Raw genomic sequence first — 13,686 nt, 5'->3', positions numbered from 1 at the left:
CCATGGCTACCCTTTTTTTTTGCCTGACAGAAACTCATCCACGGCTTTATCAACCAACGCGCTATTGGCTCTTCTTTGCTCGATGGAATCGGCTTTATTTTTATAATATCGCTCACCATCAAAGCTATGCGCAAAATTTAAATTTCCCGTCCCTTGCACCTGTCGAATGCGACGGTACATCTCTTCCATCAGCTCACGATTGGATGGCCTATCATCATCACTCTCGTTCAGCTTGATGCGCAATGCTAAAGCCAAAAGTTGTCGAGTGGCTTCGGCGTCGCTTAGTCCTTCTCGATCCCTATACTTGATAAAGTCCAGCTCCAACTGATCCCTAATTGTGCTTTGTAACGAGTAACCTTTCTTCAAAATTAACCCCTTTTCCCTTCATTGAAAATCAATGATACTTCATTGAAAAACCAATGAGAAGTTTTATCAAAAACCTCTCAAAGCCAATAAAACAGTGGCACCAATTAACATTCAATCAAATCTCATTGAAAAGCCATTGAAATGCTCCCCAGCCCTTTGCAAACATGGGCTCAATGAATATTCATTGGATATACATGTTTTTTCATTGAAAAATTAACGGCTAATTAGTTGAGATTTTAAAAATTTTTCAAAGCGACTTTTACGCCACAATCACACCTATAAACTTTTGTTTTTGTTGGATTTATATTTTTTCAGACAACCATTTAAATCGAATTTCGATTTAGCGTAGGGTGTGGTGACTTTCAAAAGCCTCCGACTTCTCGGACGCTTTCTATCAAGCAAAAGAATCTAATCAGTGGGATCTGGAGAGAAGCGAAAGACAAAAGCCGACCTGGTGGCGATTGAATCGGTAGAGATAGTGAGTTGAGAAAGGATGCAATGACAAAGTGGACAAGGCAAAACGACAAAGGGCTTTGCACCATTATGGTGCAAAGCCCTTTATTTCAAATTTCGCTGAAAATAAACCGATTGGACTTTTTGGATGTATATTTTTCTGGCGCTCTCGGTGCGCTTTGAAAACCCTGCATTATACGCACCGACACTGTTCCAATTATAGCCATGACTGGCAAAGTTTGAGCTTAATACCCACGCGCCCAAATGAACATTAAAGCAGGGTTCATAAATGTTTGTTTCATTGATATTAAAAACGGATAACTTATCAAACCAATGAGAATTAATTTGCATCAAGCCAAAATCACGACTGACAACTTGACCGGATTTATTTTTATTTTCATTGTACGCGTTCGGGTTTAGGCTACTTTCTACCGTGGCGATGGATTTTAAAAGAAGTGGGTCGACATTATAATATCGACCTGCCTCATCAAAGCAAAAAGCCCAACTGAAACACGGCGATAACAACGAAAGATAAAGTAATGGTTTTCTCATAAAAAAGAGCCCTAATAATAGGACTCTCATTTTATGCCACCCTATAGAGATATCAATATTCACAAGGTAATAAAATTGTGGTGACACTGCGGTCACGTTCCGTTATTACCCAAACCGATTGATCACAAATGGTATAACTCGATATCACTCGCTCGCCTGTTTTGGTGGCTTCGTCATTGGTGATTTTATCTTCAATACAAACATCCCCCCAATCCCCATTTTGGTGACGCTGCAAATATATCGACAAGTTAACACCGACATAGCTATCTAGTAACAATTGGATACCTTGCGTATAGACCACCTTCCCCAACAAAAACGGCACGGCCGTACAGACGTAACATTTTGCTTTTGTTTCTTCTCTGTTTTGTGTAGTATTCATAATGTTCATTCGAATATTCACCATAATTGACTTGAACATGCCTTGATACTTGATGGAACAATTATCAAGGCGCTTTAATTTCACGTTTAATAAACATCTTCCGTTTTACGAATGTGATTAAACACTTCATAAATCTCATCGTATGAAATGCCATACCCTTCGAGCTTTTCCACACAATCACAAATATCATTAGTATAGAAACATTCGTGATTAAATAGCTCACGGCGAATGATCGCCTTTTTCCCGTTCTCTTTGATATCTTCGGCGATCCCTTCTTGAGCGATGGAATCTAAACGAGTCATTAATTGCTTGGCATTATCAACGGGGCAAATTAACCCCATACCTAATGACGCGTATTTCACGCCCTCTTTTTTTGCCTCATCGAATTGTTGATTAGAAAAAGCAAAGAACGCCCCTGCATCATTAAAAGCCTGAGTTTGTTTGTCTTGAATATAGTGTGAGAGATATTTCATTATTTAAGTCTCCATTTTATGCTTCGATGTATTGATGGCTATCTGTCACCCATCCCATGACGACGGCACGACTATTCAGCCCGACTTTATTCGTCTCAGTAATCACATGACCTCTCGCGATGCCTTGCCCCCAGTACGGCTTATTGAGTTCTGTTTCTGGGAACAAAACCGTCAGCTCTAGCCAAACACTGGAATGCCTGGCTCTTGCTTTTACATGAGCGCCAATCACGACAATATTTCCCACAGGTGTTGATCTTGCCAGGGAAAAATCACGACTTAGCCCTACTGAGTGCACGCGCTCAGAGATATCATTTTTTGGTGAGCTTTCGTGCTCCAGCGGCGAAACGCTGGTCACTGAATTTGAATTAGAGAGAGTTAGGTTTGAATTTTGTTGCGCCATGAGGATTTTCCTTTTGTTTGAGTATCACTTTTCGGAGCCGCTTGGCTGTCCGCTCTCTCACCATCGTTCTGCTTTGCAAGGGCGCGCAGCGTTCATTTACCCTTGCAAATCAGGTTGTGGGGAGAGACGGTGAACAGCCTGCGAGCCCGCAAATGATGCGAGTGAAAGGAAATCGGCGCATAAGAAAACAAGCCTTACTCGAACTTATTCAAAGGCAGGGAGAGCAACGAGGAGGCACGACGAGGCGCAACGAACGCAGTGAGAGAAGTGCGTTCAGGATTGAAGCGATATCCTTTTAGATAGGGTCTGTAGAGAGGCGCATCCTGGGGCGGCACGCAGTGACTCACCAGGGTGATGCCACTCTTAGGCCATAACTGAAAGATACAAGCGAAAAGCCTTGCCCGAAGGGTAACGCCCAACTCAACAAGACACCCCAACGAATGACTTCAAATCATCCGATAACCATCCGTATCAAACACTGAGCAACTAAGTTCTATCCGCTTCTCTAAGGAAAAATAACCCCCGAACACGGTTACACCTTCGAACAACGGTTAAGTGGTCTGAGAATCGCACATAGAGCCATTATGACGACCGCTTGCGGTCGAGCCTTTGGCTCAACATCTTTTAGCGCGATAGCTAACGCGAGCGAGAAAGTAAAAAGGAAAAAGGAAAAATGCCTCTAAGATAAGAGGCACTGTTGAGAAAGGAATAAGGATTAGACGTTAATATGGCTGCCGATCCAAAACGCAGCACCGGCGACAGTCGCAATCATAGTAAAGGCAGTGGCAATAATGAGATTTTTAACAGAACTCACCTCATTACGAACCCCCTGGATTTCAGACTTCAGTTCATTACGAACCGTGTCGATTTTATCTGAAAGCTCATGACGAACAGCTTCGATCTTGTGATCGAGTTCTTTACGCGTATCATTTAACTGCTCTTGAGTGGCAGCATGCGCGGTAAGATTGATCAGCTCTTCAACGCTTAATGTGACTTTGCTTGATTCAGACATAGTAGAAACCTTATTTAATTGATTACAGTTTATAGCATTATGATGTGGAAGTCATTCACGCCAGAATAGGCGTGAATGAGAAAAATTTTTCACTAATTAATGGTTATATCCAACCGCGCTCCGCAAACGACACCACCCCTTCAAAAGACACCACAAAATGGTCGAGCACTCGAATATCAACCAAGGCTAACGCGTCGGTCAGTCGTCGGGTAATGCGACGATCGGCTTGGCTAGGATTAGCGTCACCGCTTGGGTGGTTATGGTAAAAGATAACGGCGCTTGCATTTGTGGCTAATGACTCTTTGACCACTTCACGCGGATACACGGAAGCGGCGTCAATGGTTCCGAAAAACAGTTCTTTTGTGCGTAGTACACGATGCTGGTTATCAAGAAAAATCACCCCAAACACCTCGCGCTCACTGGCCGCGAGTGAAGTCTGACAGAAGGACTTGACCAATTCAGGGGAACTCAAGGGCGTTTGCTCTGACACAAACAACTTCGATTTTAAAATGCTCGCAGCATGGTTCAGGATGTCTTTTTCTTCAACGGAAAAAAGACTGTGATTCGAGTAGTTAGCAAGTAAAGACATAATCGTTTCCTTTTAATGTTTAAAGTCGCATTGAGCGGCGTCCAATCCGTGTTATTGACCGTACAAGCTCATCAAAAAGTCTTTCGCTGTGGCTTGATGCTTCTCGGTAGTGTCCACATTTCTTTCTTCCTTTTTGGCGTAGGCATAGTCTTCGCGCATCTGTTTAATCGTTGTACTGCTATCACACAGGCCAATGGAAATGCCTTTCCCTTTTGGGCTTTCCTCTAGAATCAAAGCATCGGTATAACCAAACTCCTCCAGTAAAATTTCGTGTACTTTGACCGCTCGAACACTTGAATTTAAATCCGTTGAATTAACCCAAATCAGCCCCTTTGAAACCGTCGCTGAAACGGTCGAACGAACTGCACGTTCAACGCTCGGACTAGAGACATCATTTTTTGGTGAGCTTTCGTGCCCAGCGGCGAAACGCTGGTCGCTGAGCATGGGTTTAGAGAGAGTTGGGCTTGAGTGTCGTTGTGCCATGAGGAGTTCCCTTTTTGTTTGAGTATCACTTTTATGGAGCCGCTTGGCTGTCCCTAGCTCAAACAAGGTTCTTCTCTGCAGGGGCGCGCAGCGTTCATTTACCCTTGCAGATAAGGTTCTGATTGAGGAGGGTTAACAGCCGGCGAGCACCATCAAATGATGCGAGTCGAAAGGGAAATCGGCACATAAGGCAACACGCCCTTACTCGAACTTAACCTATGTCAGTGAAAAGAGTGAGGAGGCACGACGAACAGTAACGAGGAAGAATGACGAGGCGCAACGAACGCAGTGAGAGAAGTGCGTTCAGGATTGAAGCGATATCCTTTGAGATAGGGGCTGTAGAGAGGCACATCCTGGGGCGGCACGCAGTGACTCACCAGGGTGATGCCACTCTTAGGCCATAACTGAAAGATACAAGCGAAAAGCCTTGCCCGAAGGGTAACGCTCAAAGTAAAGCTTGCTTCAATGATTTCGATAACTCATACAATTGATCAAACTGTAAGCATTATTAGGCAGGTTAATTTTATCTTTCACAATAATCCAAGTCTAAGAGGGATCAGATAGCTCAGATAGCTCAGATAGCTCAGATAGCTCAGATAGCTCAGATAGCTCAGATAGCTTAAAGAAAAACCTCAAGATAAGGTCAACCTTAATCACACAGATACATCTAAATACATCTTACTGTCAGTAGATCACTAGAGTCAGTATAATAATCTTCTAATCTTTCGAATTGGATATTGCCTTTCTGCTCTTTATAACTTCGCTTCTGAGAGCCAAAAGTCAGCGTACCTTTGCCAAAACGAGCATTTATCGTGTCGAGAGCCCTATTAAGCTCTAACTTGTTAGAGCTGGGCTCTTCAAAGAGGTCAAACTGCTTCTTTTCACCATCAATAAGATCGATAGCACCAACCGCAACTTTATAGATAGGTTGTTTTTTTAAATTTTGGGGTAACAGATCCATGAATACAGCTCTAATCTCTGAAAGCGCTTTTCCCGTGTCCGTCAGCCCATTGTTTAACTTAATGTCTACACGTCTGTAATAATGCATACACTTATCGTATTTACCTGTACTGATAAAAACGGCTAGTGTCTTGACTTCACTTTTTTGAGTTCTCACCTTAGCCATTACTTCAGCACAATGATGTGCAATTTCTCCAAACAACATATCAGATTCTCTTAAACGATCGCGATAACTGGATGTAGACCAGATCTGCTTCTTTTTCTCACGTATATCCGAGTAATTTAAGACACTGACACCATTAAGCTCAGAAATGACATTGGCGATATTGATCGAGTATCGCTTTTGATAAGTTTTTGGATCACAACGCTTTAGATCTAACGCTGTGGATATCCCTTCATTTTTCAAGTGACGTTGATAAGCTCCACCAATATTCCATACCTTACCAACTGGCATTTGTTTTAAGATTGAATCAATTTGCTTTTCAACGGCAAGGCAGCACTGTCCTTTGAAACCTGGTAGGTTTTTTCCAGCCCAGCTAGCAACCTTCGCTAGTGTTAATGTAGGACCAACGCCAGCCCCAACAGGTACACCAGTCTCTCTATAGACTCGTTGTCGTAGCTCCAATATAAAATCATCGAGATTAACATTGATGCTGTATAGGTGTGCCAATGAGATAAACAGTTCATCGACAGAGTACCGAAAGGTACTCTCACCTTGCATTACAGCCTCAACACTTGACATAAATCTATCGGAAATATGACTGAAGGTATTAAAGTTTGCTTTGTAAACTCGACCACGGTGCTGTTTAAGTAAATCGATGTTCTCCCAAATCGGTTGAAACTTCTGAATACCCAAGTTTGAACAAGCACGATTAGCAGCAATGCTAATCCCCTGGCCTGCGGTAACGAGGACGGGTAAAGACTTTTGTTCCGGTTTATAGATTGAAGTACTTTCACTATAGAATCGCGTTCCGTCTATGAGCCCATACATAATAACCCCCTATGTAAACGAAAACTAACACGAACGACGCCGTGTAACCTTAAATAGTCGGACTCGGTCACTCTGTAGTTTGAATAAGCAGGATTATCAGAGGAAAGAACTCTGGAACTCAGGTGTACCCTCTTACAAACAAGATCATGATTAAGAGCAAGAATACAAACATCGTCCTCATCTGGTTTTAAGTGACGCTCCAAGAGCATTAAATCATGATGGAATATATAGGGCTTCATGGATTCACCATCAGCCTTGCAAATCAAAGTTGAGTATTCCACGTCAATGAGAAGGGAGTGAAGGTCGATCTCTGTTAGGTTGTCGTGTCTTGGCAAAGAAATCGGTTTACGAAAGTGGTGTATAGATATGGTGACAACCCCAATCACGAGTAAGTCATCTTGACCATTGCATGTACTTTTCATGTGTGAATAAAGTTGAGACCATTCCACACAATATTGCTCATCATACTGCTCAACCAAAACAATATCATTCATGAGTGGCTTGCGAGAGGCATCGATGAGCAGCCAATCTCCGATAGCAATGCCAGCGTAAATAAGCTCACCTTTGCTCTCAACTAGAAACATCGATGAGGGTGAATGCACAAACATCTGATTCAAGTTTAAGGCTTGCTTACGAAATGTCAGGGTCGGGTTTTCAAAGCCAGTAATAGAGGCAGAAACCGAGTTTTCTAGTATCAGCATACTCACATTATACTGTATATAAAAACAGTGTTTCAATAGGCCACTTTGGATAAAGAGCTATTTAAAGAGAAAGTTAAATTCCACCGATCAAACAACTCCCTATCAGCCTGGATGTATAACACCTCGACACCTAAGAAATAAGGCATTGATAAATAACAAAAAAACTACGTATAGCATTTGTGCTATACGTAGTTTTAAATTAATTTGGTTATGTATAGCATTTTTGCTATACATAACCAAATCTAGAGAATAGAATATGTATAGCATCAATGCTATACAAGGAATTTAGACATGACAACGCTCGACGATAGAACAACTAGAATCATAATGATTGGCTGCCGAAAAGGGGGAGTTACAAAAACAACAACCACTGTAAACCTCGGCTATGAACTCAGCCAACAAGGTAAAAGTGTCCTTATCCTAGATTTTGATGGACAGGGTGATAGTACTAAATTTTACGGTCGTGAAGATTCAGAGCACTACATAGGCGATGCTCTGCTTGATCGAAAGTTTGATATTAAAGAAGCTATTTACCCAGCAATAATTAACGGTGAGCCACAAGAACGATTACATATTATTCCAGGTCGTCGAGGCGATATCATGACTAAGCTTGATATGGACATGATCTCTCTTACGCGTAGAGAAGAGCGGTTAAAGCTGCATTTAGAAAAGCTTAAAGGTTGTTATGATTTTATACTAATCGACACAAACCCAGGGACATCTGTGCTTGGACTCAATGCTGTAATGGCGGCTACGGAATATCTATTCCCAACTGAATATAAAGAGCACAGCCTTGATGGAGTTGAAACACTCCTTGAGCATATTCAAGATGTGAAATTCGTTGAAGAGACTGAAATCAAATTCTTAGTTGTTCCTTCTAAAGTCAGCAAAACGGCCAAAAAAGCGCTTGATTATGGTACAGGATACTTAAGAGAGAGATGGCCGGAGAATACAGCTAAAACTACCATTTGGGAACGAAGCCTATTTACGGAAGCGGAAATGGAGCATGAACCAGCAAGTGTAGTTAACCGTGGCCATGTAGCAGCACTTTACTACAAAGAGCTAGCCAAAGAGGTCATTAATAATGGATAAAGACGCCGAATTACTCGCTGAATTAAAGCAAAAAAAGAAGCTGACAGGCTCCGAAAGAGCTCAGTTAAAAATGCTTGAGCGTAAAATAAACCGAGCAGAAAAACCGAGTAAACAGGAGAGTAAGAGTAACGTATTCGCGACGAAACCCACGACGAAAATCAATCCGCTACCAATTCGTTTTTCCAATGACGAACGAACTGGGATCACCGAACTCGCTAATGACATCAAAACCAATAACCTTGAATTGGTTATAACTGAGCTTGGAAGCGAAAGAGAAATAAACGACACAAAACTAGTACGCGCAGCCGTTTACTTACTGAAGCAGCATAGCCATGAAGATATTGTAGATGCTATAAAGCAAGTAAAATTAAATATGATCAGATAGTTATCTATGTATAGCACCATTGCTATACATAGATTCATTTCTAGAGCCGCACCAAATGCCACAACGCCAGGAAAGTTTAGACATTCCACTCAAAGTTCGAGAGCTCTCAAAAGACCAAGACTCATCCTTAAAAGCTTGGTTAATCTACCTTGGAGTTTCACAACACGAGTTAGCTGAACAGTTAAACGTATCTCAAGCAAGAGTAAGCCAATACTGCTCAGAGAAAATTAAGAACAAATCTGTGCTACTAAAGATTTCAGAGGCACTTGGTATAACACCAGAGCAACTCAGCTTTGAGCCGGACACTATTCCCTTAATGGTCTTTATAAACGACAAAGGTAAGTAAGTCCTGCACCTAAGTCGTAATCACTAAGATAAAGTCAACTGTTGGTAAACACCAATAGTGTATAGCATCAATGCTATACATAATGGATATACGAATAAGCGTTGAGCAAAGAGCAGTAACGTAGAAGCAGAGCTTTATAAGCTCGTACTTATTGTTAAACACATTTTAGCTTTCCTCTGCTCACTATGAGCAACTGACACCACTTTTAAATCAAACACTAAAACTACTTCCTACTAGCCTAGCTATCAATGAAATTAGAAAGATCACTCTAGATAAGAATCCTCGTTTCCAATAGTAAAGCCTGATTGGCACACCCTCACCTTATGATAAACGAGTTATGCTTTTCTGTTAGGTTGACTCAGAGAAGAGGGCCACAAGCATTATGTATAGCATTAATGCTATACACAAAAAGATAGACATGTGTTTACAATATTTCGATAATTTATGGCTCAGTATAAAAAACGAGAAGCAGCAATCAATGTATAGCACCAATGCTATACATTGATTGTGTTGAGAATGGATCTTCAGCTTCTACTAAGCCAGAAATAAACGACCCTGATACAGTCTTCGCCAATCAGTCTATGAATAACAAGCTTAAATAAATCAAAAACGCATTCACCTCTATGTTACTCGTGGCATTTTCTTACTCAAAAATGCCCCAAACCTTTCTAGAGTTGGCATTTTGAACAATTCCAAGAATTCTTTTTTGACCAAATTTATCTAATGCACCAAATATGAGATACCAGTAAACTACCACCTTTAACTGGTAGGAGGAGAAAGTATGAAAGTTCTGCTCTACTGCGCCATAGGTTTAAGCAGCTCAGGAAGAGTGGAATGGGCACTCAATTTTAACTCTATTCCATATCAAAGAGTAGAGGCGACCATCACAACTAGAACTCCCAGAATAAGATGGCAACAAGTAATTGCGTCCTTATATGGCATAAACAAAAACATAAAAGTAGAGGTCAGTCAATGACCTCCAAAATACATATAAATCAGGAGTTTTAGGAGAGTTAATGCTCTGAAAGGTTCAGCTCTTTATTTTCAATTCCGCAATCACTGGCTATCTGACAATCGAATAAATCGTAGATTTGTGCAGCCTTAATTTCGAGATTGTTCGGTTCATTATCAACCATGGCAAAAGTCGCTACAAAGTCAGTGTTGTGTCGCGGTGGATTGTTTTTCTCACCGATACGACGATTAATTTTCACAAATGGATAAACACTCGGGTCAAAATCATCAATAGATGATATCGATACAATCTCACCTTTGTCATGCGCAAACAAAGAAACTACTTTTGCATACTCAAACGTACTCGTTGGTTGAGAGGGAGTCAGTCCTAAGCTGATTCGAACCATTTCACGATTGAGATCTATGCCAAGTTGATATTTTATGGCTTCAACAATACCGCCCCCCGCAGGTCTCAAACCAATTTCGCAGAAAACTACGGTGTCTTGGTAGTAAAAAAACTCAAAGTGGAAAACCCCACTTTCTAGTTCGAAAGCCTTCATTATGTCGCATAAAGCGACGTTAGCTTTATCGAAAATCTCCCCTTTATGAATCAGATTTGTAGTTTGGCCAATACTGTCCGCAAAGTATACTGGCGGCTCGACATAACTACCCAGGCTCGAGAACACGAGCTCATTATTGGAATACAAACCATCTAGGTGATAGATATCTGCCGGTATGAACTCTTCAAAGATGAACTTGTTCAGGCGCTTCTCGCTGACCAACTGATTTATGATTTTGTCGAGGTCTTCCATTGAACTGATGATAGCGGTTTCCTTGGAACCCATACCATCAAGAGGTTTGCAAACAACACTTGTATATTTGCTGAAGAAATCTCGAATCCATTCAGGGTTCTCGGAAGTTAGGTAATCCGGGCATCGAACAGAGCTTTTACGAGCCCACTCTTTCATTGTGTTTTTATTCCGCACCATCTCGGCAGCGTCCGGCTGCAGACCCAGTAATTTGAAGTGAGCTCGCGCCAACGCGGCAGGGTAGATACATTGTTCATCCATAGCGATCACAGCACTAATACTATGCTTTAGGCTCAATTCTTCTAACCACTGCTCGATAACTTCATCATTGTCGACCATTTCGATGATATACAATTCTTTATATGCGTTTGTTGGTGGTATCGACGTCGTACGGACAGACAAGGCAAAGATGATCTCCTTGTCGCGCAGCTCGCAAAAAAGCTCTTTGTTTTCGTCCAAAAGAGATGAATACCCATTGCGACTAAAAATCAGTACAGTTTCTTTCATAAAGCCCTCTATTTTTTTAATGCTCTGTCTAGCCAATACAGCGTGAGCCCAAAGTAGAAGCTCCATTTTTCATGGGATGAGACAACTTGATTGTATTTGAGCCATCCAAAGGTTGCATTCGCACAAAACACTCGTAGCTTCTGAACAAACGTTAAGTCGTCAGTGAGTGCTGGTAACAAAATGCTTGTTGAATTTAATAGGTCCGATTCCAACTCTTCGATGATTTCGACCAAATAAGTACTGGCGACAAGAGTTCCATCGATACTTCTTGAAATTTCCGTATGATGTAACTTCTCTAAAACTGAACTGTGGAGGAGAGTTGCTAGGTCATACGTTGGGTCGAAGCGCCCATCAATCGAAAAGCATCCGTCCCAGTTAAGCCGTGGATCAATAAGTTTAATTTCGCCTTCTTTATTACAAAGGACATTTGGCCAGTGAACATCACCATGTATATGACTCATTAGTGGGGTCTGGAATGTTGGTAACGCATCATTGAGGACGTTGAGCATGTTTTCAATAGTTAATGTTTTTCGGTTACCCACCAATACTGTCTGCTCAAGGACATGGGCCTCGGAGATCGAAAGTGACTTCAATGTATTTGCAAAAGCTTCAGAGTTCAGTATTTGAAAGAAGCGATGGTAAAGATGGTAATCGAGTTCGATATTAGTATCTGTTCGATTTGATTGGTAGAAGCTGGCTAATCGCTTTATGAGTTCACCAGCGTTGCGTTCCGGTAATTCTGATAGCTTTTCCATCACGATCCAACGTTCTGAACCTAAAACTCTTTGTGCGTACATGACGGGAAAAATCGAATTGTTATTTTCAATCGACTGAAACATGTAATCTGTTTCAATATTGGTACCCGCGGCTGACATTCTTTTTAAGACATAGTTATTGGTCATATCAAAGGACAGAACACTCAGGGAGTCCGCACCTGTTGGTAAGGCAACAACATTACACTGGTTAACGTTCTGTGCATCCATACTGTCTTTCGTTACGATATGAACAAAATGTAGATATGATTGTTCGACCTTTTTAAATCCATCATCAACAATTCGTGCACCATCGGGGTCTATCCAGCGTTCTACTTGTCCATCTGGGTGCACTAAATACGCGGTACGTTCAAAGAAGTGCTGTTCCCCTTTGGTTACAAGCAAATCTTTCGGTATAAAGTCTGGAGAAATAGTGCCAATCGGGAAGTAGACCGAGTTCAATGATTCTGTCACTTCATCGACCGATGACAACGCAGCGATCTGGATTCCAAGTGTTTGTGCTCGTTTCTGTGTAGTTGCCAGTTGGCAAAGCTGTTTAGTACACCCAGCTAGATCTTCAAATACTTTTCCAACTCCAATCCCTGGATAAACGAATAACAACGTAAAAGGCGTTTTGGATAAGTCCAAAGAAATGCTTGAATTGCTAAGCAGTTGATTTAGTTCTTTTTTATATGACATATCAATGGGCTCGGATGAGTAAGTGGCAACATGATTGTTGCCACTTGTCAGGGTTACTGTTCTTGTTTAATTGCTTTGTACAAGCCGTTCGCATACTGGGTCGCCATCAAATAACGGATTGCTACGCCAATACAGATTTCTTTAAATAGAATTTCACTCGTATTAATCAACGGAATAATTGCGTCATCCACCCACTCTTGAGCGTGAGCCGCATCATACTCAATGTGAGCTTCTTGATAGAAGATGACTTCACTCGGTACAGATAGCCGCTTACAACCTGCTACCACCTTTTCGAAGTGGACAGGAGCGATCGTTTCGATGAACGACAGGGCACCGATGATGCGCGGCGCATAACGACGACGAAAACCCATACAGAAAAATGAGTTGCTGTTTTGAAGGATTTCGACGTTATCTTTCAAATCATCGTCCTGCAGTACTTCTTTGGCCCATGCGACTGTTTTATCAAATAGGGTCGTATGTACTAAAGCTGGGTCACCTTCACCCATCTCATCCCAATAGTTATGTGCGATTGCCATTTTAGGCTTACCTTGAACACCCAGTTGAGCTAGTGCTAAGAGATCATCGAAAACACCATCGACAAAGCGCTCATGCAAGATGTATTGAGCAATCTCTTTATCGATTGCATCCTCCGCCAAAAAATCATAGAAGTGTTTGGTTGCTTCTTCATGTTGACGCTGAAGGTTTGCTTGCCATTCAATAAACTCACTCGGTTGTGAAGGTAAAGGAATTTCCTTTTGGATTTGAGTTTCAAGTGTAGTCATCCCC

The 13,686-nt window shown here is 41.6% G+C and carries 16 protein-coding genes; 3 read left to right on the top strand and 13 right to left on the bottom strand.

The features are described 5' to 3' along the window. Positions 1-6: 6 nt before the first annotated feature. The 10 genes from ACTRWI_RS12280 to ACTRWI_RS12235 all read right to left on the bottom strand — a co-directional run bounded on the left by ACTRWI_RS12280 (position 7) and on the right by ACTRWI_RS12235 (position 7,359). The gene (locus tag ACTRWI_RS12280) at positions 7-366 is read right to left on the bottom strand and encodes a hypothetical protein (RefSeq protein WP_171369461.1); all 360 of its coding nucleotides are present in this window, start codon (positions 364-366) and stop codon (positions 7-9) included. Positions 367-924: 558 nt separating this feature from the next. After that, positions 925-1,371 carry a lytic transglycosylase domain-containing protein gene (locus ACTRWI_RS12275; RefSeq protein ID WP_499131733.1) on the bottom strand — a complete coding sequence of 149 codons (447 nt, stop codon included), beginning with the start codon at positions 1,369-1,371 and terminating at the stop codon, positions 925-927. A 52-nt stretch (positions 1,372-1,423) separates the two neighbouring features. Continuing rightward, positions 1,424-1,759, bottom strand: coding sequence for a hypothetical protein (locus tag ACTRWI_RS12270; RefSeq protein WP_499131731.1), 336 nt, complete (start codon positions 1,757-1,759; stop codon positions 1,424-1,426). 77 nt (positions 1,760-1,836) lie between these two features. Then, on the bottom strand, positions 1,837-2,223 hold the full coding sequence (locus ACTRWI_RS12265) for a DUF7659 family protein (RefSeq protein WP_016799661.1): 387 nt from the start codon (positions 2,221-2,223) through the stop codon (positions 1,837-1,839). A gap of 16 nt (positions 2,224-2,239) precedes the next feature. After that, positions 2,240-2,623 (bottom strand): hypothetical protein, encoded by a 384-nt coding sequence (locus ACTRWI_RS12260; protein ID WP_499131730.1) that lies wholly within the window; start codon positions 2,621-2,623, stop codon positions 2,240-2,242. A 715-nt stretch (positions 2,624-3,338) separates the two neighbouring features. Then, positions 3,339-3,635: a hypothetical protein gene (locus ACTRWI_RS12255; RefSeq protein ID WP_499131728.1), complete on the bottom strand. Its 297-nt coding sequence runs from the start codon at positions 3,633-3,635 to the stop codon at positions 3,339-3,341. Positions 3,636-3,738: 103 nt separating this feature from the next. Further along, positions 3,739-4,224, bottom strand: coding sequence for a RadC family protein (gene radC / locus ACTRWI_RS12250; RefSeq protein WP_499131726.1), 486 nt, complete (start codon positions 4,222-4,224; stop codon positions 3,739-3,741). 51 nt (positions 4,225-4,275) lie between these two features. Then, positions 4,276-4,707: a hypothetical protein gene (locus ACTRWI_RS12245; protein WP_499131724.1), complete on the bottom strand. Its 432-nt coding sequence runs from the start codon at positions 4,705-4,707 to the stop codon at positions 4,276-4,278. Between the two features lie 667 nt (positions 4,708-5,374). Continuing rightward, the gene (locus ACTRWI_RS12240) at positions 5,375-6,658 is read right to left on the bottom strand and encodes a Y-family DNA polymerase (protein ID WP_171369626.1); all 1,284 of its coding nucleotides are present in this window, start codon (positions 6,656-6,658) and stop codon (positions 5,375-5,377) included. Continuing rightward, a complete protein-coding gene (locus ACTRWI_RS12235; protein ID WP_171369627.1) occupies positions 6,643-7,359 on the bottom strand; it encodes a S24 family peptidase in 717 nt (238 codons plus the stop codon). Before ACTRWI_RS12235 ends, ACTRWI_RS12240 begins: the two co-directional genes overlap by 16 nt. 291 nt (positions 7,360-7,650) lie before the next feature. Between ACTRWI_RS12235 and ACTRWI_RS12230 the strand changes: the two genes are divergently transcribed. Genes ACTRWI_RS12230 through ACTRWI_RS12220 form a run of 3 tightly spaced genes read left to right on the top strand, consistent with a single transcriptional unit; the run spans position 7,651 to position 9,182 of the window. Further along, on the top strand, positions 7,651-8,451 hold the full coding sequence (locus tag ACTRWI_RS12230; RefSeq protein ID WP_499131722.1) for a ParA family protein: 801 nt from the start codon (positions 7,651-7,653) through the stop codon (positions 8,449-8,451). Beyond that, positions 8,444-8,836 carry a hypothetical protein gene (locus ACTRWI_RS12225; RefSeq protein WP_171369629.1) on the top strand — a complete coding sequence of 131 codons (393 nt, stop codon included), beginning with the start codon at positions 8,444-8,446 and terminating at the stop codon, positions 8,834-8,836. Before ACTRWI_RS12230 ends, ACTRWI_RS12225 begins: the two co-directional genes overlap by 8 nt. 55 nt (positions 8,837-8,891) lie before the next feature. Then, on the top strand, positions 8,892-9,182 hold the full coding sequence (locus ACTRWI_RS12220) for a helix-turn-helix domain-containing protein (RefSeq protein ID WP_499131720.1): 291 nt from the start codon (positions 8,892-8,894) through the stop codon (positions 9,180-9,182). Positions 9,183-10,195: 1,013 nt separating this feature from the next. Here ACTRWI_RS12220 and ACTRWI_RS12215 read toward each other — a convergent pair. The 3 genes from ACTRWI_RS12215 to ACTRWI_RS12205 form a co-directional block, all read right to left on the bottom strand. Then, on the bottom strand, positions 10,196-11,449 hold the full coding sequence (locus tag ACTRWI_RS12215) for an ATP-grasp domain-containing protein (RefSeq protein WP_499131719.1): 1,254 nt from the start codon (positions 11,447-11,449) through the stop codon (positions 10,196-10,198). An 8-nt stretch (positions 11,450-11,457) separates the two neighbouring features. Beyond that, entirely contained in the window at positions 11,458-12,900 is a 1,443-nt protein-coding gene (locus tag ACTRWI_RS12210) for a hypothetical protein (RefSeq protein WP_499131717.1), read from the bottom strand. Positions 12,901-12,953: 53 nt separating this feature from the next. Continuing rightward, positions 12,954-13,686, bottom strand: a 733-nt coding sequence (locus tag ACTRWI_RS12205; RefSeq protein ID WP_499131715.1) for an iron-containing redox enzyme family protein, incomplete at its 5' end; no start/stop codon positions are given.

Source organism: Pseudoalteromonas sp. G5_S1_14_S5, from assembly GCF_054968605.1.
Note: the sequence above shows the minus strand (reverse complement) of the source record. Positions and strands in the feature narration are given on the sequence as shown.